Origin of the sequence: Actinacidiphila rubida (genome assembly GCF_900110255.1) — a bacterium.
Lineage (GTDB): Bacteria > Actinomycetota > Actinomycetes > Streptomycetales > Streptomycetaceae > Actinacidiphila > Actinacidiphila rubida.
The window spans coordinates 1-25959 of record NZ_FODD01000014.1 but is presented as its reverse complement, the minus strand read 5'-3'; the positions used below and the strand labels follow the sequence as shown (position 1 = coordinate 25959).

General features: G+C 74.7%; 25 protein-coding genes, 2 tRNA genes and 1 pseudogene. 13 read left to right on the top strand and 15 right to left on the bottom strand.

Going from position 1 to position 25959, the window contains the following annotated elements:
* Positions 1-322 precede the first annotated feature (322 nt).
* Positions 323-1192 carry a LysR family transcriptional regulator gene (locus BMW99_RS15395; RefSeq protein WP_069461954.1) on the bottom strand — a complete coding sequence of 290 codons (870 nt, stop codon included), beginning with the start codon at positions 1190-1192 and terminating at the stop codon, positions 323-325.
* 91 nt (positions 1193-1283) lie between these two features.
* Here BMW99_RS15395 and BMW99_RS15390 point away from each other — a divergent pair, with 91 nt between their 5' ends.
* Positions 1284-2339 (top strand): bile acid:sodium symporter family protein, encoded by a 1056-nt coding sequence (locus BMW99_RS15390; protein WP_069461955.1) that lies wholly within the window; start codon positions 1284-1286, stop codon positions 2337-2339.
* Positions 2272-2799, top strand: coding sequence for a DinB family protein (locus tag BMW99_RS15385; protein ID WP_245791473.1), 528 nt, complete (start codon positions 2272-2274; stop codon positions 2797-2799). The genes BMW99_RS15390 and BMW99_RS15385 overlap by 68 nt, the downstream gene beginning before the upstream one ends.
* A gap of 66 nt (positions 2800-2865) precedes the next feature.
* Here BMW99_RS15385 and BMW99_RS15380 read toward each other — a convergent pair whose 3' ends face one another.
* Both BMW99_RS15380 and fdhD read right to left on the bottom strand, forming a co-directional pair.
* Positions 2866-3240, bottom strand: a complete 375-nt coding sequence (locus BMW99_RS15380; protein WP_069461957.1) for a hypothetical protein — start codon at positions 3238-3240, stop codon at positions 2866-2868.
* Between the two features lie 66 nt (positions 3241-3306).
* The gene (gene fdhD, locus BMW99_RS15375; RefSeq protein ID WP_075017018.1) at positions 3307-4152 is read right to left on the bottom strand and encodes a formate dehydrogenase accessory sulfurtransferase FdhD; all 846 of its coding nucleotides are present in this window, start codon (positions 4150-4152) and stop codon (positions 3307-3309) included.
* 140 nt (positions 4153-4292) lie between these two features.
* On the opposite strand from fdhD, the gene BMW99_RS15370 reads away from it, so the two are divergent.
* The 5 genes from BMW99_RS15370 (at position 4293) to BMW99_RS15350 (ending at position 7126) form a co-directional block, all read left to right on the top strand.
* Positions 4293-4643, top strand: a complete 351-nt coding sequence (locus BMW99_RS15370) for a chorismate mutase (protein WP_075016974.1) — start codon at positions 4293-4295, stop codon at positions 4641-4643.
* A 181-nt stretch (positions 4644-4824) separates the two neighbouring features.
* Entirely contained in the window at positions 4825-5490 is a 666-nt protein-coding gene (locus tag BMW99_RS15365) for an NAD(P)-dependent oxidoreductase (protein WP_075016973.1), read from the top strand.
* Positions 5491-5646: 156 nt separating this feature from the next.
* Positions 5647-5730: transfer RNA gene (locus BMW99_RS15360), tRNA-Leu, on the top strand.
* Positions 5731-5867: 137 nt separating this feature from the next.
* A complete protein-coding gene (locus tag BMW99_RS15355; RefSeq protein WP_069467087.1) occupies positions 5868-6326 on the top strand; it encodes a RidA family protein in 459 nt (152 codons plus the stop codon).
* A gap of 5 nt (positions 6327-6331) precedes the next feature.
* Entirely contained in the window at positions 6332-7126 is a 795-nt protein-coding gene (locus BMW99_RS15350) for an aminotransferase class IV (protein WP_069467088.1), read from the top strand.
* 39 nt (positions 7127-7165) lie between these two features.
* Here BMW99_RS15350 and BMW99_RS15345 read toward each other — a convergent pair whose 3' ends face one another.
* From BMW99_RS15345 to BMW99_RS15330, 4 genes are all read right to left on the bottom strand, one after another.
* On the bottom strand, positions 7166-8053 hold the full coding sequence (locus BMW99_RS15345) for an endonuclease/exonuclease/phosphatase family protein (protein ID WP_069467089.1): 888 nt from the start codon (positions 8051-8053) through the stop codon (positions 7166-7168).
* 178 nt (positions 8054-8231) lie between these two features.
* Positions 8232-9272 (bottom strand): carbohydrate kinase family protein, encoded by a 1041-nt coding sequence (locus BMW99_RS15340; RefSeq protein WP_079176070.1) that lies wholly within the window; start codon positions 9270-9272, stop codon positions 8232-8234.
* On the bottom strand, positions 9269-10210 hold the full coding sequence (locus BMW99_RS15335) for a pseudouridine-5'-phosphate glycosidase (RefSeq protein WP_075016971.1): 942 nt from the start codon (positions 10208-10210) through the stop codon (positions 9269-9271). The genes BMW99_RS15340 and BMW99_RS15335 overlap by 4 nt, the downstream gene beginning before the upstream one ends.
* A 154-nt stretch (positions 10211-10364) precedes the next feature.
* Positions 10365-11981, bottom strand: coding sequence for an ABC-F family ATP-binding cassette domain-containing protein (locus BMW99_RS15330; protein WP_069464341.1), 1617 nt, complete (start codon positions 11979-11981; stop codon positions 10365-10367).
* Positions 11982-12409: 428 nt separating this feature from the next.
* Between BMW99_RS15330 and BMW99_RS15325 the strand changes: the two genes are divergently transcribed.
* Both BMW99_RS15325 and BMW99_RS15320 read left to right on the top strand, forming a co-directional pair.
* Complete coding sequence (locus tag BMW99_RS15325; RefSeq protein WP_069464340.1) at positions 12410-12781, top strand: hypothetical protein; 372 nt, start codon at positions 12410-12412, stop codon at positions 12779-12781.
* A 170-nt stretch (positions 12782-12951) separates the two neighbouring features.
* A tRNA-Met gene (locus BMW99_RS15320) sits at positions 12952-13025 on the top strand.
* A gap of 56 nt (positions 13026-13081) precedes the next feature.
* Here the strand turns inward: BMW99_RS15320 and BMW99_RS15315 are convergent.
* A complete protein-coding gene (locus BMW99_RS15315; RefSeq protein WP_069464339.1) occupies positions 13082-13366 on the bottom strand; it encodes a DUF6343 family protein in 285 nt (94 codons plus the stop codon).
* A gap of 204 nt (positions 13367-13570) precedes the next feature.
* Between BMW99_RS15315 and BMW99_RS15310 the strand changes: the two genes are divergently transcribed.
* Together BMW99_RS15310 and BMW99_RS15305 are read left to right on the top strand one after the other, a co-directional pair.
* On the top strand, positions 13571-14506 hold the full coding sequence (locus tag BMW99_RS15310) for a GNAT family N-acetyltransferase (protein ID WP_069464338.1): 936 nt from the start codon (positions 13571-13573) through the stop codon (positions 14504-14506).
* A complete protein-coding gene (locus tag BMW99_RS15305) occupies positions 14484-15080 on the top strand; it encodes a DUF1349 domain-containing protein (RefSeq protein WP_069464337.1) in 597 nt (198 codons plus the stop codon). Before BMW99_RS15310 ends, BMW99_RS15305 begins: the two co-directional genes overlap by 23 nt.
* A gap of 113 nt (positions 15081-15193) precedes the next feature.
* Here BMW99_RS15305 and BMW99_RS15300 read toward each other — a convergent pair whose 3' ends face one another.
* The 6 genes from BMW99_RS15300 to BMW99_RS15270 form a co-directional block, all read right to left on the bottom strand.
* Positions 15194-15814, bottom strand: a complete 621-nt coding sequence (locus BMW99_RS15300) for a TetR/AcrR family transcriptional regulator (RefSeq protein ID WP_075016970.1) — start codon at positions 15812-15814, stop codon at positions 15194-15196.
* Positions 15802-16542: an enoyl-CoA hydratase family protein gene (locus tag BMW99_RS15295; protein WP_075016969.1), complete on the bottom strand. Its 741-nt coding sequence runs from the start codon at positions 16540-16542 to the stop codon at positions 15802-15804. The genes BMW99_RS15300 and BMW99_RS15295 overlap by 13 nt, the downstream gene beginning before the upstream one ends.
* Positions 16543-16688: 146 nt before the next feature.
* A complete protein-coding gene (locus BMW99_RS15290) occupies positions 16689-17879 on the bottom strand; it encodes an acyl-CoA dehydrogenase family protein (RefSeq protein ID WP_069465924.1) in 1191 nt (396 codons plus the stop codon).
* Positions 17876-20191, bottom strand: a complete 2316-nt coding sequence (locus BMW99_RS42075) for an acetyl/propionyl/methylcrotonyl-CoA carboxylase subunit alpha (protein WP_079138813.1) — start codon at positions 20189-20191, stop codon at positions 17876-17878. Before BMW99_RS42075 ends, BMW99_RS15290 begins: the two co-directional genes overlap by 4 nt.
* A 14-nt stretch (positions 20192-20205) precedes the next feature.
* Positions 20206-21795, bottom strand: a complete 1590-nt coding sequence (locus BMW99_RS15275; protein ID WP_069465925.1) for an acyl-CoA carboxylase subunit beta — start codon at positions 21793-21795, stop codon at positions 20206-20208.
* Positions 21792-22667 (bottom strand): TIGR03084 family metal-binding protein, encoded by an 876-nt coding sequence (locus tag BMW99_RS15270; RefSeq protein ID WP_069465926.1) that lies wholly within the window; start codon positions 22665-22667, stop codon positions 21792-21794. Before BMW99_RS15270 ends, BMW99_RS15275 begins: the two co-directional genes overlap by 4 nt.
* Before the next feature lie 513 nt (positions 22668-23180).
* Between BMW99_RS15270 and BMW99_RS15265 the strand changes: the two genes are divergently transcribed.
* Positions 23181-24815, top strand: coding sequence for an ABC-F family ATP-binding cassette domain-containing protein (locus BMW99_RS15265; protein ID WP_075016968.1), 1635 nt, complete (start codon positions 23181-23183; stop codon positions 24813-24815).
* Positions 24816-25008: 193 nt separating this feature from the next.
* A complete protein-coding gene (locus BMW99_RS15260; protein WP_141726422.1) occupies positions 25009-25410 on the top strand; it encodes a hypothetical protein in 402 nt (133 codons plus the stop codon).
* Between the two features lie 84 nt (positions 25411-25494).
* Here BMW99_RS15260 and BMW99_RS15255 read toward each other — a convergent pair.
* Positions 25495-25959 (bottom strand): annotated as a pseudogene (locus tag BMW99_RS15255) (hypothetical protein); the annotation flags it as partial.

Sequence of the window (25959 nt, the reverse complement as noted above, 5' to 3'; positions counted from 1 at the left end):
CTAGGACCGCACGGTGCGGGCCCGTAAGCTACCCGATCCTCACAGGAAGCGGGAGAGCCGAGACGCGGGCCGCTCGAATCGGTATATGCCCAGGTCGGCGCATGGTTACGCATGAGTAGGGGGAACGCGGTCGGCCCTGGCCAGCCCGCTGGGGGCGCCCGGCGGGGGTGATCTCCACCAAATCTGCCCGGGCCGGTCACGGTCGCTCCATCCTCTCGGACCCCACCTGTCCCCTTCGCCCCACCCGTCCCGCGCTCGAACGGGCATCCGGAGGGGGTCCGCGAGGGCCCTTCCGGGCCGTTTGCGCGCCCGCACGGACGGATCACAGAGAGCGGTGCAACCGGTCCCCGCCTGCCAGGATCGCGGCCGCGAGCGCGTCCGCGGCGGGCTGGGCCGGGGACCGCCGGCGGCCGTGCAGCAGCACGAAGTCCACGCCGCCGAGTTCGGGCAGCGCGGCCGCCCGCGCGGGCAGCCGGACCAGTCCCGCCGGGATCAGTCCCTGCGCATGGGCCATCACGCCGAGGCCGGCGCGGGCCGCGGCGACCAGGCCGCTGAGCGAGGCGCTGGTGCACGCCACCCGCCAGCTGCGGCCGTGGCGCTCCAGCACGTCCAGCGCGCGGGCCCGGGTGATGCCCGGCGCCGGGAAGGCGATCAGCGGAACCGGCCGCTGCGGGTCCAGCCGCAGCCGCTCGCTGCCGATCCACACCAGCTTGTCCCGCCACACCAGCCGGCCCGGACCGTCGGCGCCGTACCGTTTGGCCAGGCACAGGTCGAGCTGCCCGGCCGCCAGCCGCTGGTGCAGGGTGCCGGACAGCTCCACGGTCAACTCCAGCTCCACCTCGGGGTGTTCGCGGCGGAAACCCTCCAGGATCTCCGGCAGGCGGGTCAGCACGAAGTCCTCTGAGACGCCGAACCGCACCCGGCCGCGCGGCCGGGTCCCGGTGAAGAAGCCGGCGGCCCGCTCGTTGGCCTCCAGGATCGTGCGGGCGAAGCCGAGCATCGCCTCCCCGTCCTCGGTGAGGTCCACGCTGTGGGTGTCCCGCGCGAACAGCCGCACGCCCGCGGCCTCCTCCAGCCGCCGCACGTGCTGGCTGACCGTGGACTGCCGCAGGCCCAGCCGGTGGGCGGCCTGGGTGAAACTCAGCGTCTGGGCGACGGTCAGGAAGCTGCGCAACTGCACCGGGTCGAACACGCCGCCAGCCTAGCCGGTCATCGCGCATCGTGATGGCAGTCAGTGCGGCCAGCGCCTTTCCCGATCACCGTGCCGCGCGCATGCTGGAGCCGTGCCCCGTCCCCGCGCGCTCCTCGCCCGCCTGCCCGTCGACCCGTACATCGCGGCCCTGCTGGGCACCGTGCTGCTCGCCGCGCTGCTGCCGGCCACGGGCGGCGGCGCGCACGTCGCCGGCACGGCCGCGAACGGCGCCGTCGCCCTGCTGTTCTTCCTGTACGGGACACGGCTGTCGACCCGCGAGGCGATGGACGGCCTCCGCCACTGGCGGCTGCACCTGACCGTCCTCGCCGCCACGTTCGCGGTGTTCCCCCTGCTGGGCCTGGCCGCCCGCGGCCTCGTGCCGTACGTGCTCTCCCCGCAGCTGTACACCGGGTTCCTGTTCCTGTGCCTGCTGCCGTCCACGATCCAGTCGTCGATCGCGTTCACCTCGATCGCCCGCGGCAACGTCGCCGCCGCGGTGTGCGCCGGCTCCTTCTCCAGCCTGGCCGGCATCGTCGTCACCCCGCTGCTGGCGGCCCTGGTGATCGGCGGCAGCGCCGGCATCGACGGCCACGCCGTGATCGGCATCGCCGCGCAGCTGCTCGCGCCGTTCCTCGCCGGGCAGCTCCTGCGCCGCTGGACCGCCCCGCGCCTGGCCCGGCACCGGCGGCTGCTCGGATACGTCGACCGCGGCTCGATCCTGCTCGTGGTCTACGCCGCCTTCAGTGCCGGCATGGCCGAGGGCATCTGGCACCAGGTGTCCCTGCCGCGGCTGGCCGGCCTGCTCGCCGCCGAGGCCCTGCTGCTCGCCGCCATGCTCACCCTCACCGGGTTCGGCGCCCGCCGTCTGGGCTTCGGCCGCGCCGACCGGATCACCATCGTGTTCGCCGGCTCGAAGAAGAGCCTCGCCTCCGGACTGCCCATGGCCGCGGTGCTGTTCGGCGCCCACGCGGGACTCGCGGTGCTGCCGCTGATGCTCTTCCACCAGATGCAGCTGATGGTCTGCGCGGTGCTCGCCAAGCGCTGGGCGCGGCAACCACCGCCCCCGATAGCGTGGCCCGATGACCGAGACAACGATGCCGCCGGCCGGCGGGAGCCGGGACAGGCAGCGCGACCTGCGCCCGCCTGAGTCGGCGGACGGCGAGAAGCGCACCCTGCTCACCTTCCTCGACTACCTGCGCGAGTCGGTGGTCCGGAAGACCGAGGGCGTCCCCGACGACGCCGCGGACACGCCGCTCGTGCCGTCGGGCACCAGCCTGTTCTGGCTGCTGAGGCACCTGACCGCGGTCGAGCTCAACTGGTTCGTGTGGGCCTACGAGGGCCACGACGGGCCCCCGTGGGAGGACGAGCCGCAGTCCGGCGGCGAGACCCGCGAACAGCTGGTCGCCGCCTACAGCGACGCGATCGCCCGCGCCAACGCCGTCATCGAGGCGTGCGACGACCTGGAGCGGCCCGGCGCGCGCTCGCTGCGCAGCACCCCGCCGCCCACCATGCGCTGGGTGCTGGTCCACATGATCGAGGAGACCGGGCGGCACGCCGGCCACGCCGACATCCTGCGCGAGCTGCACGACGGGTCCGTCGGACGCTGACCGCCCGCGAACCGGCTCGGGCCGGGGCGCGGGCCCCGGCCGCCGTTCCGGCCGCGGTCCCGGCGCTCACAGCCGGACCGCGGCCACCAGCAGCACCGCCGCCGACCACGACGTGAAGAGGCCGTAGGCGAACAGCTCCCTGCCGCGGTCGCCGAACCGCAGCTGACGGGTCAGCACCCAGCCGAAGAACAGGACCTCGGCGGCCGCGCCCGCGACCCCCAGGGCCGGGTGCCAGATGCCGGCCAGCAGCGCCACCGTGGCGAGCGTGTGCCCCGCGCCCACCACCGGCGGCACCCAGCGGCGGCGCCCCTCCACCAGCCCGAGCCGGGTCAGGCCGTCCAGGCGTTCCACGCCCGGCCCGAACCGGGTCAGTGCGGCGATCGCGGACGGGACGACCTCCAGGAGCAGCAGGGCGGTCAGGACGGCACTCAGGGCGAACACGCAGGGCTCCCGCAGGGTTTGGCACGGCCGGCCGCCGGCGGCGTTGCCCGCCGGGGGATTCGGACGTCAGTGTGCCTGTTCGGCCGCCCGTGCGAAACGGTCCGCGCCCGCGTACACGTTCATGGAGTCGCCCCGCAGGAATCCCACCAGCGTCAGACCCGACTCCGCCGCCAGGTCGACGGCCAGCGAGGACGGCGCGGACACCGCGGCCAGCACCTGGATGCCGGCCATCACCGCCTTCTGCACCAGCTCGAAGGAGGCCCGCCCCGAGACCATGAGGATCAGGTCGTGCAGCGGCAGCCGGCCCTCGGTCAGCGCGCGGCCCACCAGCTTGTCCACCGCGTTGTGCCGGCCCACGTCCTCGCGCACGTCGACCAGGTCGCCGTCGCCGGTGAACAGGGCCGCCGCGTGCAGCCCGCCGGTGCGGTCGAAGACCTCCTGCGCGGCCCGCAGCCGGTCGGGCAGGGCGGCGAGCAACTCCGGGGTCAGCCGCGGCGCCAGCGGGTCGCCGGGCGGCATGCGGGTCGCGGTGCGCACCGCGTCCAGGCTCGCCTTCCCGCACAGCCCGCAGGAGGAGGAGGTGTAGACGTTGCGTTCCAGCGCGATGTCCGGCAGCGGCACGCCGGGCGCGAGCGTCACGTCCACGACGTTGTAGGTGTTGCCGCCGTCGGCGGTGGCGCCCGCGCAGTACACGACGTTGGCGACCTCGTCGGCGGAGGCCAGCACGCCCTCGCTCACCAGGAACCCCGTGGCGAGCGCGAAGTCGTCGCCGGGCGTGCGCATGGTGATCGCCAGCGGCCGGCCGTTGAGCCGAATCTCCATCGGCTCCTCGGCCACCAGCGTGTCCGCGCGGTACCCCGTGGCGCCGTTCCTGATGCGCAGTACCCGGCGCCGTTCGGTGACCCGTCCCATGCCCATCAGTCCCGTCGCTGTGCCCGTCCGGCCCGCGGTGTCCGCCCTTCGGGCGCGCTCGGCCCCTTCGTGCAGGGTGTCATAGGGTGAAGCCGGCAGCGCATGGGAGCACCACGGACCGACCAGGATGGCAGACCGAGATGAACGACCAGCCGACCGCCGAGAACACTCTGGTGGGCGACGAGGCCGCACTGGAGCAGCTGCGGGCCCTGCGCGGCAGCATCGACAACCTCGACGCGGCACTGGTCCACCTGCTGGCGGAGCGCTTCAAGTGCACCCAGCAGGTCGGTGAGCTCAAGGCCGCCCACCACCTCCCGCCCGCCGACCCGGCCCGGGAGGCCGACCAGATCGCGCGGCTGCGGCGGCTTGCCACGGACGCCCGGCTGGACCCCGCGTTCGCCGAGAAGTTCCTGAACTTCATCATCGACGAGGTGGTCCGCCACCACCGTGCGATCGCCGCCCGACCGCGGCAGGACGGGCCCGCGGCCTGACGCCTCCCGCGAGCCTCCGCTGCCGCAGGCCCGGAACGCCCGGACCCGGCGGCCTCGCGACACCGCCGGCCGTGAGCCGGGCCCGGAACGCCCGGCGACCGCTCCCGCAACCGCGGGCGGACCTCCGCGTTGATCCCGTAGGGACCGCACGCGGCGACGCCACGGACACGAGGAGCGACCGATGAAGCTGACGATCTTCGCCGCCACCGGAGGCATCGGCACGCACCTGCTGGAGCAGGCCCTCACCGCCGGCCACGACGTCACCGCCGTGGCCCGGCACCCCGCCCACCTCACCCGGGACGTGCCGTCGGTGGCCGCCGACCTGGCCGCACCGGACCCGGCCGCGCTGCGGACGGCGGTCGAGGGCGCGGACGCGGTGCTGTCCGCGCTCGGCCCCCGCTCCCGCGCCGACATCGGCATCACGGCCGCCGGCACCCGCGCGATCACCGCGGCGATGCAGGCCGCGGGCGTGCGGCGGATCGTCGTGGTCAGCGCGGCGCCGGTCTCCGTCACGCCGTCCCCGGGCCGCCCCAACCCGCCCCGCCACGACCCCGGGGAGGCCCCGCTCACGCGCTACGTGGCCACGCCGCTGGTGCGGCGGGTGTTCGGCCGGCAGTACGCGGACCTGGCCGTCATGGAGGACGTGCTGCGCGACAGCGGGCTGGACTGGACCGCGGTCCGCCCGCCCCGGCTCACCGGCAGGCCGCTCAGCGGCGCCTACCGCACCGCCTACGGGTGCAACGTCAGGGGCGGCATGACGGTCGCCCGTGCCGACGTGGCCCACTGCATGCTGCGCGCGCTGGAGGACCCGGGCATGATCCGGAGGGCCGTCGGGATCGCCGACTAGGCGTGACCGCGGCGCCCCAGGCGGGCCCGCCGGCAGGCCGCGGCGGGGCCCGCCTGCGGCGTTCCCGCCCGCGCGCAATGGAGGTGAGGAGCACTCCGAATCCTTGGTATCGTTGTTCCTGTCACCGCGACCACGCAGGTCGCGGCGTCGTACCCGGTCCGGGTGGCGGAATGGCAGACGCGCTAGCTTGAGGTGCTAGTGCCCTTATTGGGCGTGGGGGTTCAAGTCCCCCCTCGGACACTCTGTGTACATGATCGGTGTCGACCCCTCGGGTCGGCACCGTTTTTTCGTTCCCGGCCCCGCGCGTGCCCGGGGCCGCGTCCCGCCCGCGGGAAAAGGAATGGGAAGGCCGCCGCGGGTGGGGCAGACTCCCCGGCATGAAGCCCCCCGAGACCGCGGACGCCGCGGCGAGCCCCCGGATCACGCGGGTCAACCCGCACAGCCTGCATCCGACGCCCGGCTACCACCACATCACCGTGGTGGAGGCCGGCCGGACCGCCTACCTGGCGGGGCAGTGCCCGCTCGACGCCGCGGGGAACCTCGTCGGGCCCGGCGACCACGAGGCGCAGGCCCGGCGGGTCGCCGCCAACAGCCTGATCGCGCTGGCCGCGGTCGGCGCCCGTCCGGAGGACGTCGTGCGGTCGGTCGTCTACGTGGCGAGCGACAGCACCCAAGTGCTCGGCCTCGTCTGGAAGGCCCTCAACTCCACCGATCTCGGGCCCGCGTTCAGCACCGCGAGCACGCTGCTGGGTGTGACCCGGCTCGGATTCACCGGCCAGCTCGTGGAGTTGGACCTCACCGCCGCGCTCCCGGCCCGCACACCCCGCCTAGGCTGACGGGCATGACGGACACTCCCGAACTGCTGGTCGAGGCGGACGGCGAGCCCGCGACCGCCGACGCCCTGGGCGCCGTGCTCACCGGGTACGGCCACTTCACCGCGATGCAGGTCAGGGACGGGCGGGTGCGCGGCCTGCGCTTCCACCTCGCCCGGCTCGACGGCGCCACCCGGGAGCTGTTCGGCACCGCGCTGGACGGCGCGCGGGTGCGCGCCGCCGTCACGCACGCGCTGTCCTCCTCCGGCCGCACCGACGCCTCCGTGCGCGTCCACGTCTACCAGCCGGACGACGGCGGGGGCGCGCCGGTGACGCTCGTGGTCAGCGTCCGGCCGCCGGGACACGCGCCGGCCGGCCCGATGCGCGTGAAGTCGGTGCCGTATCAGCGTCCGGCCGCGCACCTGAAGCACCTCGGCGGCTTCGGGCAGGGCTACCACCTGCGGCGGGTGGCGGCCGAGGGGTTCGGCGAGGCACTGCTCACCGGTCCGGGCGGCGAGATCGCCGAGGGCGCGGTCACCAACATCGGCTTCGTGGCCGGCAGCACCGTCGTGTGGCCCACCGCGCCGCACCTGCGCGGTGTGACGCTCCAGGTGCTGGAGGAACTCCTCGACGCTGCCGGGGTTCCGCAGATCCGGCGGCCGCTGCGGCTCGCCGACGTCCCGGGGTACGACGGCGCCTTCCTCGCCAACTCGCGCGGCACGTCGCCGATCTCGCTCATCGACGACGTGCCGTTTCCCGCGGACGCGGAACTCCTCGCCAAGATCAGCGAGTTGTACGCGTCCGCACCGTGGGACACGATCTGACGGTCCGGGCGCCGGCGTGCTGAGCGCGGCCCGGCGGGGTCAGCGCCCGCGGGCCGCCGTCAGGTCGGCCACCACCGGGCGGTGGTCGGACGCCTCGGTCACCGGCACGGCCGCGCCGCGCACGCCGACACCGTGCGAGACCAGCACGTAGTCGATGCGCTCCGCGGGGACCCCGGCCGGGTAGGTCAGGCCCGGGTCGCCCGGGTGCGTGACGGCCCACGCGTCGGTCAGGCGGTCCAGCAGCGGGGCGAGCTCCGGGGCGTTCGGAGTGGCGTTGAGATCGCCCATCAGGACCTGCTGCTCGCCGTGGTCCTCGTCGAGGATCCTCAGGGTGTCGGCGACCTGCAGGCGCCGCACCGACGGGTCCGCGCGGTAGTCCAGGTGCGTGCCGTAGACGTGCACGAGGGCGCCGCCGATCTCGGTGACGATCTCCGGGAAGCCGGGCGCGGGCGCCGGCACCGGGTTCGCCACCTGCGTGGAGAGCCGGGTCAGCTGGTGGTTGACGGCGGACAGGATCGGGTGGCGGGACAGCAGCGCGACGCCGAACTCCTCGCGGGGCGCCCCGGCCTGCGGCGGGTCGAGGCTGTAGATCGGCGCGAAGAACACCCGCATGCCGGTCGCGCGGGCGATCCGCGTGGCCTCGTCCTGCCAGTCGCTTCGGGCGCCCCAGTGCACGTCGACCTCTTCGAGGGCGACGACGTCGGGGTGCTGCGCGGCGATCGCGGCGGAGGTCCTGGCGATGTCGAAGACGCCGTCCTCGCCGGATCCCGCACGGATGTTGAACGTCATCGCGCGGACCGCGACCGGCGGCGGTGCCGCCTCGGTGGCCTGGTCCTGCGCGGCGGCCGGCAGGGCGGCGGCCGCGCAGAGCAGGGCGGTGGAGCAGAACAGGACAGCGGACCGCCTGCGGCGGTTTCCGGCACGCATGGGGAACCTCCTGGTTATCGGGGCGCGGCGACGCGACCGCAGCGGCCCGCCGCCGTAACGGCGATCACGCTAGCGGCCCCACCCCGCTCAGGGAACCTTCTGCCGCGAAGAACCGATCAGATGAAACTTTCCGCCAAACTCTCCGTCAACCTGGGCGGGCGCGGGTGTGAACCGCGGGTCAGGGGAGGGCGTCCGGTGCCGTCGGACGGGCTGCCGACACCACCGTGTGCGGCGCGTCGTGCGACAGCGGCGGCCGGCCGCCCGCCACCGTGACCGCCCGCGCCCCCGCCAGGCACCCCGCGTCGAGCGCCGCCGCCAGGTCCGCGCCCGCGAGACGGGCGGCCAGCAGGGCCCCGGTGAACGCGTCGCCCGCGCCCGTACTGTCCACCGCCGCCGCCCGCGGGGCAGCGGACCGCACCGTGACCGCACCGGCCTCGGCGGCCAGCGCGCCGCCGGCGCCCAGCGTCACCACGACGGTGCCGCCGCCGATCCGGGCGCTCAACTCCGCAGCCGCGGCCGCCGGTTCGTCCCGCCCGGACAGCAGCGCCGCCTCCGCCGCGTTCGGCAGCAGCAGGTCCACCCCGCGCACCGCGTCGAGGAACGCCTCCGTCCCGAGGCCGCGCAGGAAGCCCGCGGAGGCCGGGTCGACGCTCACCGGAATCCCGCGGGCCAGCGCCGCCTTGCGTACCGCGGTCGCCAACTCCCGCCCGGGAGCGCAGAAGAACAGGTACCCCGACAGGTGGACCCGTCCGACGGCGCCGCCGCCGGCGTGCCCACCGGGACTGCCGTCCAGCAGGTCCTCGTCCCAGTCCTCCGGGCCCAGCCGGAACGCGGCCCCGGAGTCGGTGACGAGCGTCCGCTCGGCCGCCGCGTCGACCAGCGCCACCACGACCGCGGTCGGCAGCTCCGGGTCGACCCGCAGCGCCGGCTCGACACCGGCGGCCAGCAGCGCGGCGCGGTGCCAGTCCGCGGAGTCCGCGCCCGCCCTGGCCAGCAGGCGGACCCTCGCCCCGCAACGCGCCGCCCAGCACGCGACGTTGGCGCCCGCGCCGCCCGGCAGCACCGCGATACGGGCCGCGGTGTCGGTGTGCGGCGCGAGCGGCTCCGCGTGGCGGGCCACCACGTCGGTGACCACGTCGCCGACCACCAGCAGGCCGGGCGCCCCGCCCGCCGCGCCCGGCACGCCGTTCGCGGCCGCCGCGGCCGTCACGGCGGTCATGCCGCGCGGCGCGACCACTGCACGGCGACCGCCGCCGCCAGTTCCACGTTGCCGCGCACCGCGGCGAGGTTCGCCTCCAGCGAGGCGCCCGCGGTGTGCTCGGTGAGATACGCCAGCAGGAACGGCGTGACGGCCTGGCCCGCGACCCCGTCCCGCTCCGCGGCGGACAGCGCCTCGGCGAGCACCCGGTCGTGCAACTCCGGGTCCAACTGCCGCTCGGGCGCCACCGGGTTGGCCACCACCAGCGCCGACTCCGGGCCGCCCAGGGCATCCTGCGCGGCCATGGCCGCGGCGACCTCCTCGGGCGTGCCCACCGTCCAGTCGACCGGCTCGCCGGAGTCGGTGAGGTAGAAACCGGGGAAGCGGCCGGTGCCGTAGCCCAGGACGCCGACGCCGAGCGTCTCCAGGCGCTGCAGGGTCGCCGGGACGTCGAGGATCGACTTCACGCCCGCGCACACCACGGTGATGCGGGTCCTGGCCAGCAGGCCCAGGTCCGCGGACTCGTCCTGCACGGTGGTCCAGCCGCGGTGCACCCCGCCCAGGCCGCCCGTGCCGAACACCCGGATGCCGGCCCGCGCGGCGAGGAACGCGGTGCCCGACACGGTCGTCGCACCGCTCGCGCCCGACGCGACGGCCGGCGCCAGGTCGCGGAACCCCAGCTTGCGCAGCCCGGGATCCTCCGCGACCCGCTCCACCTGGTCCTTGTCCAGACCGATCCGCGGCACGCCGTCGAGGACGGCCACGGTGGCCGGGACCGCGCCCGCGTCCCGCACGATCCGCTCCAGCTCCCGCGCGACCTGGAGGTTGCGCGGCCGGGGCAGGCCGTGGGAGATGATCGTGGACTCCAGCGCCACCACGGGCGCGCGGCGGGCCACCGCGTCCGCCACCTCGGGGGAGAGGGCGAAGGCGGCGGCCGGGACGGATCCGTCAGAGTTCATGGCCCTTACCTGGCACGCCGCGGCCCTCCCCAAACCTCGGGAGAGCCGCGGCGGGACAGGCGTGGCCGGGTGGCCGCGGCGCAGGCGGGTCGGCCGCGGTGTGGCGGCCGTGACGGGTCGGCCGTGGCGGGACCGCCCCGCCGCCGGTCGCCGCTCAGAGCAGCACCGGGTCCACCTCCCTCAGCACTCCGTCCTCGATCCGCAGCCACCGGGTGATGCCCAGCGACCGCAGGAACGGCACGTCGTGACCGGCGACCACCAGCGCGCCCTCGTACGAGGCGAGCGCCGAGGCCAGCGACCGCACCGACGCCATGTCCAGGTTGTTCGTCGGCTCGTCCAGCAGGAGCAGTTGCGGCGCCGGCTCGGCCAGCATCAGCGCGGCCAGCGTCGCCCGGAAGCGCTCCCCACCGGACAGCGAGCCGGTCGGCTGGTCGGCCCGCGCGCCCCGGAACAGGAACCGGGCCAGCCGGGCCCGGACCGCGTTCTCCGTCGCCGACGGTGCGAACGCCGCCACGTTCTCCGCGACCGTCGCCTCAGGGTCCAGCACGTCGAGGCGCTGCGGCAGATGGCGGACCGGGACGTGCACCACCATCTCGCCTTCCGCCAGGGCGATCTCGCCGGTCAGCGTCCGCAGCAGCGTCGACTTGCCGGCGCCGTTGCGGCCGAGCAGCGCGATCCGCTCGGGTCCGCGCACGTCCAGGTCGACGTGCGTGCCGTGGCGGAGCCGCGCGCGCTCCACGGTGAGCACGGTCCGGCCCGCGGGCAGCGCCGTGTGCGGCAGGTCGACGCGGATCTCGTCGTCGTCCCTGACCGCCAGCTCCGCCTCGCCCAGGCGCTCCCTGGCCTCGGCGAGACGGTCGGCCTGCACCTGCCGGTGCTTGCCCGCGGACACCTCGGCCGAGCGCTTGCGCAGCTTCATCACCGCCCGCGGCTCCCGCTTGATCTCGTACATCTTCTGCCCGTACCGCACCCGGCGGGCCAACTTGACCTGAGCCTCGACCAGTTCGCGCTTCTGCCGCTTGACGTCGGCCTCCGCGGCGCGGACCGCCCGCTCCGCGGCGTCCTGCTCGACGGCCAGCGCCTCCTCGTACGCCGACAGGTTGCCGCCGTACCAGAGCACCTCGCCGTCGCGCAGGTCGGCGATCTGGTCGACGTGCTCCAGCAGTTCGCGGTCGTGGCTGACCACGATCAGCAGTCCGCGCCAGGACGCGATCGCCGCGTGCAGCCTGCGCCGGGCGCGCAGGTCCAGGTTGTTCGTCGGCTCGTCGAGCAGCAGCACGTCGGGCCGGCGCAGCAGCAGCGCGGCCAGCCGCAGCAGCACCGACTCCCCGCCGGACACCTCGCCGACGGTGCGGTCCAGGCCGATGCGCTCCAGGCCGAGCGCGTCGAGGGTGGCGCGGGCGCGCTCCTCGACGTCCCAGTCGTCGCCGACCGCCGCGAAGTGCTCCTCGCCGGTGTCGCCGGCCTCGATCGCGTGCAGCGCGGCCCGGGCCCCGGCGATGCCGAGCGCCTGGTCCACCCGCAGCCGGGTGTCGAGAGCGGCGTCCTGCGGCAGGTAGCCGATCTCGCCCGACACCTTCACGGAGCCGGAGCCGGGGGCGAGTTCACCGGCGATCAGCTTCAACAGGGTCGATTTTCCGGCTCCGTTGAGGCCGATCAGGCCGGTGCGGCCGGGTGCGGCCGCCCACTGGAGGCGGTCGAAGACGGCGGTGCCGTCGGGCCATCCGAAGGTCAGCTGCGCGCAGACGACGGAGGCAGGGGTGAATGACATGAAGGTCTCCCGGGTCGCTGGGTGGTGGGCAGAGCGACGGAACGGGACACCGGTGTGTGTGCGGGGGAGGGGCGGAGGCGGGCTCGCCGACGCGAGGACACCGCTGTGAAGTTCCGCCCCTGGCCTGCTCGGACGTCGAGGTCGCACACACGTACCTGGGCGGCGTCACGCGTTTCTCACGCGGACGCGGCGCTCGGGCATCGGTGACCCGGGACCTCAGACGTACAACGGCCTACTCCTGTCGGACGGCAACACGGCCTTCGGGGAAGGACGGTACGGGGGCGCGGGCAGGCGGGCAACGGGATTTCCGCCGTGCCCGGTTCCCCGATCCCCGCTCTCCGCCTGCCGTGCCGCACTCCGGCGCGGGGCCCGTGCCCGTGTGCGGATCACCTCTGTACGGCGATCGGGCCGCGTGAGACGCTGCGGCCGTGACGAGTCAGGCGGCGGGTGCCGCACCCAAGGACACCGTGCCGTCGGCGTTCCGGTTCGCGACGGAACTGGTCGCCTGGGTGGCCACTCCCTGGTGGTTGTCGCACACCTCCTGGGTCCTGGCCGCACTGTCACTGGTCGTGCTGATCGGGTTGCCCGCCGTGTTCGCCACGCCCGGCGACAAGGCGCAGGTGATCGTCGCGGTGCCCGGCTGGGCGACGGTGCTGATGGTCCTCCTCGAGGTGGCCGCCGCGGTCGTCTCCGCCTGGGCCCTGTGGCCGGTGTGGGCCGCGGCGTGCGTTTCGGCGCTCGCGGCCGTGACCTTGGTCACGGAGGACCCGCGGCGGCGCCGGCTGCTCACCCCGCGGTAGGCCGCGGGAACGGCGCGGCGAGGGATCCCGGCACTGCCGGCGTCCGGCCACGCCCCGCGTCGTACGGCGGGAAAGGCCAGGTGGCAGGGGGTGAGCCGGGCCGGGAGTGCCGAAGTCGCGGAAATCGATTTGGCGTCAGGGTGAACACCCCCTAAAGTGGAGTTCACCGACGCGGGGTGGAGCAGCTCGGTAGCTCGCTGGGCTCATAACCCAGAGGTCGCAGGTTCAAATCCTGTCCCCGCTACTGCACGACGAGGCCCGGCACCATGTGCCGGGCCTCGTCGCGTTCTCGCACGGGTGTCATCGCCGCTGCGTGGGCCGTCGCCGACTCTCCACCGGGCGGTACGGCGGGATGCCGCGCCCCGGCTGCCAGTGGGCCCCCTGCCGCATGTGCCGGATCACCACGACCACGTCCACCAGCGCCACCGCGGCGATGGCCGCGACGAACGCCGCCCAGCCCGGCTGGCCGGCCAGCGCGAAGCCGACCGCGGCCGCCACGCCCCACACCACCCCCAGCAGCGCGAGCACCAGCCGCAGCCGCAGCGGACTGCGGGCCTGGACGGGCTCCGATCCGGTCCTGGGCATCCCTGTCATCTCCCTACCCCCAGCATCCCCCCGATCCGGCCCTCCGGGACCGCCGGACGGCCCTGAATCCGGCCCCTTTCCGGCGCCGCGGACGCCCCGCGCGGCCGTCGCCGCCCACCCGCTCCCGTCCTCCGGTCCGGGCCCCGCCCGGCCGCCGGAAAATGCCGGGCGCCGGAGGGAACACGGCGCGTAGGGTCCCTCACCATGACTGCGCTCGTGCGGGACTACCGCGCCGGCGACGCCGAAGCCGTCGTCGCACTGCTGTACGCGAACGCCCCCTACCGGGTCATGACGCCGCGAGGACTGCACACCCAGGTCGTCGACTCCCCGGCCCGCCAGCACTACCGGCTGCTGGTCGCCGAGGACGGGCACGGGCGGATCGCCGGATACGTGCGTGCCGCCCTGTTCGCCGACACCAGTGACCCCGGACTGTCCTTCACCAGCCTCGTCGTCGACGAAGGCGACCGCGGCAACGGCGTCGGCAGCGCGCTGCTGGCCGCCGCCGAGGAGCACCTGGCCGCCGTCGGCGCGCACACCGTGTACGCCTGGGCCTTCGACGACCCCGCAGCCCACGGTTTCGCCGCCCGGCACGGCTACCACCGCGGCCGCTCCGCGAACTACCTGCGGCTGGACCTCGCCGAGAGCGGTCCGCTCCCCGAACCGCCCGCCCTTCCGTCCGGTGTGCGGCTGCGGCCCGCCGCCGAGTGGGCCGACGACCTGCCCGCCCTGCACGAGGCCGACCAGGAGTGCTTCGTCGGCGAGCCCGGCGACGTGACGCCCGACGCCATCACCTTCCAGGACTGGCGCACCACGATCTGGGACCGGCCCGACTTCGACCAGCAGCTGAGCACCGTGGCCGTGGTCGACGGCGCCGTCGCCGGGCTGCTCCTCGTGGAGACCGACGACCGCGGCCGGTACTGGTCCAGCGGCACCGCCGTGCACCCCGCGCACCGCGGCCGCGGGCTCGCCCGGGCCGCCAAGGCCCACTCCCTGCACCTGGCCCGCGCCCGCGGCCTGCATGAGGCGTACACCAGCAACGACGGGGGCAACGCGCCGATGCTCGCCGTGAACCGATGGCTCGGCTACCAGCCGTCCGCGACCGAATGGCGGTACATCCGTGAGCTCACCGACCGGGCATGACCTGTCCTGGAGCGACGGCGACTGGCTCAACCCGCCCGCCGGCGCCCGCGAGGACGGCTCCCACCTGCTCGTCACCACCCGCCAGGACACGGACTTCTGGCGCACCACGAGTTACGGCTTCGTGCACGACGACGGCCACGCCCTGCTGTTCCCCTTCCCGGCCGGCACCGCCGTGGAGGTCTCCTTCGTCGCGGACTTCGACGAGGTCTTCGACCAGGCCGGCGCCCTGGTGCGGGTGGACCCCGGCACCTGGATCAAGGCGGGCGTCGAACTGTCCGACGGCGTACCTCAGTTGGGCGCCGTCGTCACCCACGGCACGTCGGACTGGTCGCTCGCGCCGGTACCCGGGTGGGCCGGACGCGAGGTCACCGTCCGCGTCAGCCGGGCGGGCGACGCGGTGACCGTACGGGCGCGCTGCGACGGCGAACCCTGGCGCATGATCCGGCTCGCCTGGCTGGACCCGGCGGCGCAGGCGTCAGCCGGACCGTTCTGCTGCTCCCCGCAGCGCGCCGGGCTCCAGGTCCGCTTCACCCGGCTGACCGCCGGGCCCGCGGACACCGCCCTGCACTCCTGAGCCCGGGGGCCGCCGGACCGCGGCGCCAGCGGCCGACCAGCCCAGCCCAGCCGCCGACCAGGCCAGCCCAGCCCAGCCCAACGGAGCTCAGCCCGGCTCGGCGCCTGCGCGGCTCAACCCTGCGCCGTAGCGCGCAGTTCCGCGTCGAGCATCCGCGACCACTGGCGGACGATCCGCCCCCGCCGCGCCGAGTCGTCGCTGAGCAGGTTCGCCAGGCCCAGCCCGCGCGCCATGTCCAGGATGCCCTGGACGGTCTCCCGCACCCCCGGCCTGCCCTCGTCCGCGCCGAGGACGTCGACCGCCAGCCGGTGCGCCTCCCGCCCGATCCGGGACTCCAGCGCGGTCACCCGGGGGCGCAGCGCCTCCTCCTCCCCGGCGGCCACCCACAGGTGCAGGGCCGCGCGGAACAGCGGCCCGGTGTGCACTGCCACCAGCATGTCCACCACCGCGTAGGTGCGGTCAGGGCCTTCGCGCGGCAGGGCCCGCGCCCGCTCACGGACCGCCGTCAGCCACTGCTCCGCCACGTGCGCGATCGCCGCGGTGAACAGCTCCTCGCGGGTGCGGAAGTGGTGCTGCGCCGCGCCACGCGACACCCCGGCCCGGGTGCACACCACCGCCACCGTGCTGCCGGACCAGCCGTGTTCGGCGAGGCACGCCACCGCGGCCTCCAGGATGCGCTGCCGGGTGGCCCGGCTGCGGTCCTGCTTGGGCGCCCGCTCGGTCACAGCGCCCATGGCGGATCCCGCCGTTCGAGCAGCGCCCGCACGCCCTCGGCCGCGTCCGGCGAGGCGAACAGCCGGGCACTGTGGCGGCACAGCTCGTCCGCGTCGGCGTCGAGCCGGCGCAGGAACGCCGCCGTGGTCAGCTCCTTCGACGCCGCGAGCCCCTGCGGGGAGGCCGCGCGCATCCCGTCCAGGATGCCGTCGAGCGCCTCGTCCCAGGCCGTGACCAGACCGATCCGCACCGCCTCCGCGGTGTCGAACCGCTCGCCGGTGATGATCCAGCGGGCCGCCGCCCGCCGGTCGGCCCGGGCCAGCACCGGGAGGGAGGCGACCGAGGGGGCCAGCCCGAGCCGGCTCTCGCTGAACGCGTAGGAACCCGCCGCGGTCGCCACCGAGATGTCGCAGGCCGCCAGGAGCCCCAGCCCGCCGGCCCGCACATGTCCGTCGACCCGTGCGACCACCGGCTTGGGCAGCATCGCGATCTGCCGCATCAGGTCCACCAGCAGTTGCGGCCCCTTCCCCGCACCGCCCCCCTTGAGGTCCGCGCCCGCGCAGAACGCCGGCCCGGTGTGGGTCAGCAGCAGCGCCCGCACCCCGTTGTCGGCGCCGGCCTCGTCGAGCGCCGCACCCAACTCCGCGACGAGGTCGGCGGACAGGGCGTTGCGGTTGCCCGGCGAGTCGAGGGTGAGCACGGCGACACCGCGGTCGGTGTGCCGCCGCACCAGCGGCGTTGTGGTCACTGCGGGCTCCTGGTGTGTGGATGCGGGTCGGGACAGGGTTCGGCTTCGTGCGGACCGGAGCCGGGCCCCAACGGTCGCTCGGATCGGACGGAGACCGGCCGGGGCGGGCGGGAAGGGCCAGACCGCCGGGACGAACGCGGCCCCGCTCAGTAGGACTTGGGCAGGCCGAGGGTGTAGTGGGAGACGAAGTTGAGGATCATCTCCCGGCTCACCGGGGCTATTCGGCCCACCCGGGACGCCGTCAGCATCGACGCCAGACCGTACTCCGACGTCAGCCCGTTGCCGCCGAGGGTGTGCACCGCCTGGTCGACGGCCTTGGCGCCCGCCTCCGCCGCGGCGTACTTCGCCATGTTCGCCGCCTCGCCCGCCCCCATGTCGTCGCCCGCGTCGTAGAGGTACGCGGCCTTCTGCATCATCAGCCGCGCCAGCTCCAGCTCGATGTGGGCCTGCGCCAGCGGATGGGCGATGGCCTGGTGGGAGCCGATCGGCGACGTCCAGACCTGCCGCGTCCGCGCGTAGTCGACCGCGGTGGCGAGCGCGTAGCGGCCCATCCCCACGGAGAACGCGGCGGTCATGATGCGCTCCGGGTTGAGCCCGGCGAACAGCTGCAGCAGGCCCGCGTCCTCGTCGCCCACCAGCGCCTCGGCCGGCAGCGCCACGTCGTCCAGGAACACCTGGAACTGCTTCTCCGGCGCCGACAGTTCCATGTCGATCTGCCGGAACTCGAAGCCCGGGGTGTCCCGTTCGACGATGAACAGGCAGGGCTTGAGCTTCCCGGTCCTCGCGTCCTCGGTCCGGCCCACGATCAGCGTGGCGTCGGCGATGTCGACACCGGAGATGAACACCTTCCGGCCGGTCAGCAGCCAGCCGCCGGTCTGGGGGTCGCGCCGGGCGGTGGTCGTGATCCGGTGCGAGTTGGAACCGGCGTCGGGCTCGGTGATGCCGAACGCCATCCGCAGCGAGCCGTCGGCGATGCCGGGCAGCCAGCGCTGCTTCTGCGCGTCGGTGCCGAAGCGCGCGATGACCGTCCCGCAGATCGCGGGGGAGACGATGAGCAGCAGCAGAGGGCAGCCCGCCGCCCCCAGCTCCTCCAGCACGATGGACAGTTCGCTGATGCCGCTGCCCCCGCCGCCGTACTCCTCCGGGATGTTGACCCCCAGATAGCCGAGCCGGCCGGCCTCCTGCCACAGGTCGTCGGTGTGTTTGCCGGCGCGCACGGTCGCCGTGAAGTAGTCGCGCCCGTAGCGGCTGCCGAGCGAGCGCACGGCCTCGCGCAGTGCGCGCCGCTCCTCGCTCTCCAGCATGGCGCTGTCGAAGGTGCTGCGGACGGTGGTCATGGTCCCGTTTCCTCCTTGACGACGGCGAGTACGGCTCCGAGTTCGACCTGGCGGCCGACCTCGGCGGTGAGTTCGGTGAGGGTCCCCGCGGCGGGCGCGGCGATCACGTGTTCCATCTTCATCGCCTCGAGCCACAGCAGCGGGGCGCCGGCGGTGACGCGGTCGCCGGCGGTGAATTCACCTATCCGGACGACGGTTCCGGGCATCGGCGCACGCAGCGACCCCGGCGCGGTGCGTTCCCCGGGCGGGGTGAACCGGGGGAGCGCGGTCAGTGCCGTGCACACGAAGGGCGAATCCACGAACACCCGTTCGGCGTAGGCGGCCACCGAGAAGGGGTGCCGGACGCCCGCGATCTCCAGGACGACGCGGTCCGGAGCTGCGCTCACCAGCGTGACGCCGGGGAAGTCCGGGGCGGTCAGGCCGTCGCGGTCCAGGCGGTAGCGGACGTCGTGGACGGCTCCCGTGGCCTCGGCGCGGAAACGCTTCAGCTGCGGTTGCGAGGGAACGTTCCGCCAGCCGCCGAGCCGGATCGGGACGGCAGCGACCGCCGTTCCGTCCGTAGGGGAGTCGGTGGGGGAGAGGCCGGGAGCCCGCCGGCCCGAGGCCGCCGGGCCGGACGTGCCCGGGCCGGAAGCTGCCGCGCCCGGGGCGGCCGACCCGCCGGCCGTCCGCGCCGCCGCGTCGGCGAGGGCCGCCGCCAGCGCGGCGAGCGCCGTCCGGTCCTGAGCCGGGGCCTCCGGGGCCGCCGCGGTGCCGTCCACGAAGGAGGACGTCGCGCCGGTGTCCGCGGCGGTGCCGGTGCCGGTGACCGTGCCGCTGGCCGTGCTGGTGCTGGTCCCGCCGTCCGCGTGCGCCGATGCGCCGGTGCCCACGCCCAGTTCGGCGGAGTGGCGCTCCAGGAAGGCCGTGTCCAGCCGGGCCGCCGCGAACTCCGGGTGCCGCAGCGCCCGGACGAGCAGATCGCGGTTGGTGCGCGGCCCGTGCAGCCGGGTGCGCTCGAGGGCACCTGCCAGCCGGCGGACCGCCTCGGCCCGGGTCGGCGCCCAGGCGATGACCTTGGCCAGCATCGGGTCGTAGTGCACGCCGATCGTGTCGCCGCCCGCCACGCCCGCGTCCAGCCGCAGACCCGTCTCCCGCCCCGGGGGAACCGCGAACTCCGCGTCCACGCCCGGTACGTCGAGCAGGTGCAGCGGCCCGGGCTGCGGCTGCCATCCGCGCGCCGGGTCCTCCGCGTACAGCCGCGCCTCGATCGCGTGGCCGCGTGGCCGCGGCGGCTCCGGCGGCAGTGCGGCGCCCTCGGCGACGCGGATCTGCCACGCGACGAGATCGAGTCCGGTGACGCACTCCGTCACCGGATGCTCCACCTGCAGGCGGGTGTTCATCTCCAGGAAGTACGGCCGGCCGTCGCGCGCGACCAGGAACTCCACGGTGCCCGCGCCGGTGTAGCCGATGGAGCGGGCAGCCCGCCCTGCCGCCTCGTGCAGGACCTCGCGCACGTCCTCCGGCAGCGCGGGGGCCGGGGTCTCCTCGATCACCTTCTGGTGCCGCCGCTGCAGCGAGCAGTCGCGCTCGCCGAGCACCCACACCGTGCCGTGCGTGTCCGCGAGGACCTGCACCTCGACGTGCCGGGCGCCTTCCGCATACGGCTCCAGGAAGACCTCGCCGTCGCCGAACGCCGAGCACGCCTCGGCCTCGGCGGCCGCCAACTCCGCCGGGAGCCGGTCGAGTTCGCGGACGACGCGCATGCCGCGGCCACCACCGCCCGAGGCGGCCTTCACCAGCAGCGGCAGGTCGTCCGCGGTCACCGCGGCCGGGTCCAGGCGGCCGAACAGCGGGACGCCCGCGGCCGCCATCAGTTCCTTCGCGCGTGTCTTCGAGCCCATCGCGGCGACCGCGCCCGGCGCCGGCCCGATCCATGTCAGGCCCGCCTCCTGCACGGCACGGGCGAACTCCGCGCTCTCCGAGAGGAATCCGTACCCCGGGTGGACCGCGTCCGCCCCCGCGGCCAGTGCCGCGGCCACCAGCAGGTCGGCGCGCAGGTACGTGTCGGCGGGCGCGTCGCCCGGCAGGCGCACCGCCGCGTCGGCCTCGCGGACGTGCGGTGCCCGCTCGTCGGCGTCGGAGTGCACGGCGACCGTCGTGATGCCGAGGTCGCGGCAGGTGCGGAAGACGCGCCGGGCGATCTCGCCGCGGTTGGCCACCAGCACCGAACGGATCGTCCTCCGGGCGGCGTCCGGCCGCTCGGGTACGTCGGGCGTGCCCGTGCCATCGGGTTTGCGCCGCTCGCCCGGCGCCGCTGCTGTCGCTGCCATCCCTTGCCCGCCCCTCACATCCGGAAGACGCCGAAGCCGCCGCGCGCGCCCTCGACGGGCGCGCCGTGCACCGCGGACAGGCACAGGCCGAGCACCGTGCGGGTGTCCCGCGGGTCGATCACGCCGTCGTCGTACAGCCGCCCCGACAGGAACATCGGCAGCGACTCCGCCTCGATCTGCTGTTCCACCATCGCGCGCAGTGCCGCGTCCGCGTCCTCGTCGTAGGGGTGCCCCTTGGCCAGCGCGGACTGGCGGGCCACGATCGACAGCACTCCGGCGAGCTGGGCCGGGCCCATCACCGCCGACTTCGCGCTCGGCCACGAGAACAGGAACCGCGGCTCGTAGGCACGGCCGCACATGCCGTAGTGGCCGGCGCCGTAACTGGCGCCCATCAGCACGGAGATGTGCGGGACCTTCGAGTTGGAGACGGCGTTGATCATCATCGAGCCGTGCTTGATGATGCCGCCCTGCTCGTACTCGCGGCCCACCATGTAGCCGGTGGTGTTGTGCAGGAACAGCAGCGGAATGTCACGCTGGTTGGCCAACTGGATGAACTGCGCGGCCTTCTGGGACTCCGCGCTGAACAGGACGCCCTGCGCGTTGGCGAGGACACCCACCGGGTACCCGTGGATCTCGGCCCAGCCGGTGGCCAGGCTCGGGCCGTAGAGCGGCTTGAACTCGTCGAACTCCGAGCCGTCCGAGATCCGCGCGATCACCTCACGCGGATCGAACGGCGTGCGCAGGTCGCCCGGCACGATGCCGAGCAGGTCGTCCTCGTCGAACAGCGGCGGGCGCGGGGCGGGGCGCGGCGCCGGGCCGATCTTGCGCCAGTTGAGGCGGGCCACGACGCGGCGGGCGGTGCGCAGTGCGTCCGGCTCGTCGAGGGCGAAGTAGTCCGCGAGGCCGGAGACACGGGCGTGCATGTCCGCGCCGCCGAGCTCCTCGTCGTCGCTCTCCTCGCCGGTCGCCATCTTCACCAGCGGCGGGCCGCCCAGGAACACCTTCGAGCGCTCCTTGACCATGATGACGTGGTCCGACATGCCGGGTACGTAGGCCCCGCCGGCCGTGGAGTTGCCGAACACGACGGCCACGGTGGGGATTCCGGCCGCCGACAACCGGGTCAGGTCGCGGAAGAGCGCGCCGCCCGGGATGAAGATCTCCTTCTGGCTGGGCAGGTCGGCGCCGCCCGACTCCACCAGGCTCACCACCGGCAGCCGGTTCGCGAAGGCGATCTCGTTGGCGCGCAGTGCCTTCTTCAGCGTCCAGGGGTTGCTCGCCCCGCCGCGCACCGTCGGGTCGTTGGCGGTGACCAGGCACTCGACGCCCTCGATCACGCCGATGCCGGTGACGAGCGAGGCGCCCGTGGTGAAGTCGCTGCCCCAGCCCGCCAGCGGCGACAGTTCGAGGAACGGGGTGTCCGGGTCGAGCAGCAGCTCGATCCGCTCGCGCGCGCCGAGCTTGCCGCGACTCCGGTGTCTTTCCTGGTACTTGGGGCCGCCGCCGGCCAGTGCCTCGGCGTGCGCGCCCGCGACCTCGGCGAGCCGCTCCAGCATCGTCGTACGGCGCTCGGCGAAGTCCGCGCCGCGGGGAAGCGTGCCCGTCATCGGGTGCCTCCGGCGGAATCCGTCCGGCCACCGCCTGTGCCGCCCGCGGCGCTTCCGGCGCTCGCCGAGGATCCCGAAGTCCCGCCCGGCGGACGGCCGTTGCCGGGAGGACCGGCGAACGCCTGGGCGATCGACAGCCAGGTGTCGGCGTCCTCCCCTTCTGCGCGCAGCGCCAGGTCGTCGCGGTGGCGGCGCTGCACCGCCAGCAGGCACAGGTCGACCGCCGGTCCGGTCACGCGCTGTTCGGCGTCCTCGGGACCGAAGGTCCACAACGTGCCGTCCGGCGCGATCAGTTCCCACCGGAACTCGGCGGCGGGCGCGGGGCGGCCGTGTGCCGCGAACGCGTAGTCGCGGGCGCGCACCGCGATCCGCACGACATGACGCAGGCGCGGGGTCGCCTCGCGCCGTACACCCAGCGTGTCGGCGATGTCCTGGCCGTGCGCCCAGGTCTCCATCAGCCGCCCGGTCGCCACCGCGGCGGTGCTCATCGGCGGCCCGTACCAGGGGTGCCGGACGCCCTGCGGCTGCGCGACGAGCGTCGCCCAGAGCCGCGCCCGGCTGGAACGCCACCGCTCCAGCAGTGCGGCCGGGGGCAGCCGCGCGCCCTCCGCCGCGGCCTCGTCCACGTACGTGTCCAAGTTCCCCATCGCGTAGGTGAGTTCCGCCGCGAACGCGTCCGGGTCGTCGATCGCCAGCAGCGCCTGGTGATCGGTCCAGGCCAGATGCGCGATCTGGTGCGCGACGGTCCACCCCGCGGCGGGCGTCGAATCGCCCCAGCGCTCGGGGTCCAGTCCCGCGACGATGCTGTCGAGCGCGTCGCTCTCGGCACGGAGATCGTCCAGGACGGTGCGTACGGACTGCGGATCGGCCATGGCCACCCCTCGGATGACGCCGATGTGACGACGTCGAAGTCAGCGTGCGGCCCGAGCGTGGCAGCCCCCCGAAAAACAATCAAGCATGCATGCATGATTTTCCGCCCCGACGCGCGCGTGTTCTCTCCGCCGTCCCTCGCGTGCCGGAGGCCCCCGACGGGGCCCGGGCCCGAAGCCTGCGGCCGGCACGGCCGCACCTGTACGACGGTTCGGGCGTGGCCGGCCGAGGGGAAGGTGGGCGCGGGCGCGGTTCGACCGCGTACGGCGGGTCTGGCCCGTCGGCCCGAGGGGGCGGTGGTGGTTGCCGTGCGCTGCCGGATGTCCACGGCGGCGGCTCGAGCTGTGGCCGGTCGTCGACGTGGTGGACGATCTTCAGCGGTGCCGGTGCCGGTGCCGGTGCCGGTGCCGGGGGCCGGAGCGGTGCGGGGGCGTGCGGACGGTTCGGCGTACAGGTGGGCCCGGAGGGAATCGGGTGGTTTGCGTTCGAGGGGAGGCGATAGGATCCGGCCTCTGATGAGTGCCACCCTCGTAGCCAAGAAGCTTGCCGCCGGACACGGCGACCGTGCCCTGTTCTCGGGTCTCGACCTGGTCGTCGCCCCCGGGGACGTCATCGGACTGGTCGGGGCGAACGGCGCCGGGAAGTCCACGCTGCTGCGGCTGCTCGCCGGGATCGACGCGCCCGAGGACGGCGCGCTGCGGCTCAGCCCCGCGGACGCCACGGTCGGGTACCTGCCGCAGGAACCCGACCGGCGCGCGGAGTCCGTGCGCGAGTTCCTCGGGCGCCGCACCGGTGTGACCGCCGCGCAGACCGCCCTGGACGCCGCGACGCAGGCGCTCGTCGAGGAGGCGCCCGGCGCGGACGACGCGTACGCGGCGGCGCTCGACCGGTGGCTCGCCCTGGGCGGTGCCGACCTGGACGACCGGGCGGACGAGGCCGCGGCCACGCTCGGGCTGGGAATCAGTCTCGACGCGGACATGCGCGGGCTGTCCGGCGGGCAGGCGGCCCGCGCCGGCCTGGCCTCGCTGCTGCTCAGCCGCTACGACGTCTTCCTGCTCGACGAGCCCACCAACGACCTCGACCTGGACGGCCTGGAGCGCCTGGAGAAGTTCGTCACCGGGCTGCGCGCCGGCACGGTCCTGGTCAGCCACGACCGCGAGTTCCTCACCCGCACCGTCACCAGCGTGGTGGAACTCGACCTCGCGCAGCAGCAGGTCGGCGTCTACGGCGGCGGCTACGCCTCGTACCTGGAGGAGCGGGCGACCGCCCGCCGGCACGCCCGCGAGGAGTACGACGAGTTCGCCGACACCAAGGCCGGGCTGGAGGCCCGGGCGCGGATGCAGCGGGGCTGGATGGACAAGGGCACCCGCAACGCGCTGCGCAAGGCGCCCGACGGCGACAAGATCGCCCGCAAGGCGCGCGCCGAGGGCAGCGAGAAGCAGGCGGCCAAGGCCCGGCAGACCGAGCGGCTGATCGAGCGGCTGGACGTCGTGGAGGAGCCGCGCAAGGAGTGGGAGCTGCGGATGGAGATCGCCGCCGCGCCCCGCTCCGGCGCGGTGGTGGCCACGTTGCGCGGCGCCCGGGTGCGGCGCGGCGACTTCGCGTTCGGCCCGGTCGACCTGCAGATCGACTGGGCGGACCGGGTCGCCATCACCGGCGCCAACGGTTCGGGCAAGTCGACGCTGCTGGCCGCGCTGCTCGGCCGGCTGCCCCTGGACGAGGGCACCTCCGCGCTCGGCCCCGGCGTGCAGGTCGGCGAGGTCGACCAGGCCCGCGCGCTGTTCCGCGGCGGCGAGCCGCTGCTCGACGCCTTCCGCGCACCGGTTCCCGACATGGAGCCCGCGGAGATCCGCACGCTCCTCGCCAAGTTCGGCCTCAAGGCCGCTCACGTGCTGCGGCCCGCCGCGACCCTGTCGCCGGGGGAGCGCACCCGCGCCGCGCTGGCGCTGCTCCAGGCCAGGGGCGTGAACCTGCTGGTGCTCGACGAGCCGACCAACCATCTCGACCTGCCCGCCATCGAGCAGCTGGAGTCGGCGCTGGCCTCGTACCAGGGCACGCTGCTGCTGGTCACCCACGACCGGCGCATGCTCGACGCGGTGCACACCACCCGCCGCATCGAGGTCGCCGACGGGCGGATCACCGAGCGCTGAGCCCGGCCCGCGCTCCGGCCGTGCGCGGTCCGCAACGCTGCGGGGCTCGGCCCGCCTGGGCCAGGGCCCGCCCCGCGCCCCGACCCGCCCCGCCGTCCCCGCGGCCGCGGGGAACCGGACCCGGCCGGCCTGCGTCCCACCCATGACCGGCCGCTCCCCGACCAAGGGCGGCCCGGGCGAGGGAGGTTGGGGAATGCGCGCTCGGATGGCAGCGGCCGCGGGGGCGGCCGTCGCGTCCTTGGTGCTGGTGGCCGGATGCGGCTCGGCTGGCGGGGTGCGGGTGGGAGCACCGGACCCGAGCACGGCCGGTGCGCAGCCGGACTGCGGCGACGTCGTCGTCGACCTGGACGCCACCGGTGCGCGCGAGGTGTGTCTGAACGTGGGCAGCACCGTACGGGTGCGGATCGGCGCCAAGGACGTGCCGGCCAACCTGAACGGCACTGCCCTGACCGAGGTCTCACCCGGCGTCTACCGCGGCGCACGGGCCGGCAGTGCCCAGCTGAGCGGCTTCCGGCACGCCTGCCCGGGCGCGAAACCCGGCGGTGTGTCCTGCCACGCCATCGTCGGGTGGAAGGTCACCGTCAGCGTGCGGTGACCGGGTGACCGGGGGAAACGGCGGACCCGGGTCGGCAGTGGGGGCCGACCCGGGTCCGTCGTGTGCTGGTGGCGCGTTCCTGCGTCAGCTCACGTTGACCGCGGTGTCGTCGATGACGAACGAGGTCTGGAGGCTGGAGTCCTCGGTGCCGGTGAACTTCAGGGTCACCGTCTGGCCGGCGTAGGAGGACAGGTTCACCGACTTCTGGGCGTAGCCGGTGTTCTTGTTGAGGTTGGAGTAGGTGGCCAGCGTCGTCGAGCCGGCGGTCAGCGTCAGCTTGTCGTACGCGGTCGTGGTGGTGGTCTCGGCCGTGTCGATGTGCAGGTAGAAGGTGAGGGTGGCGGTGGTGCAGGACGCCGGCACGGTCACCGACTGGGACAGCGTGTCGGTGTGGGTGGTGCCGTAGCCGTTCAGCCACGCCTTCCACGAGCCGCTGTGGGCGGCCTCACCGGTGCTGTTGTCGATCACGCCGCTGGAGGCGGTCCACGGCGCGGCCGTGCCCGTCTCGAAGCCCGGGTTGCCCAGCAGCTGTGCGGCGGTGCAGCCGCC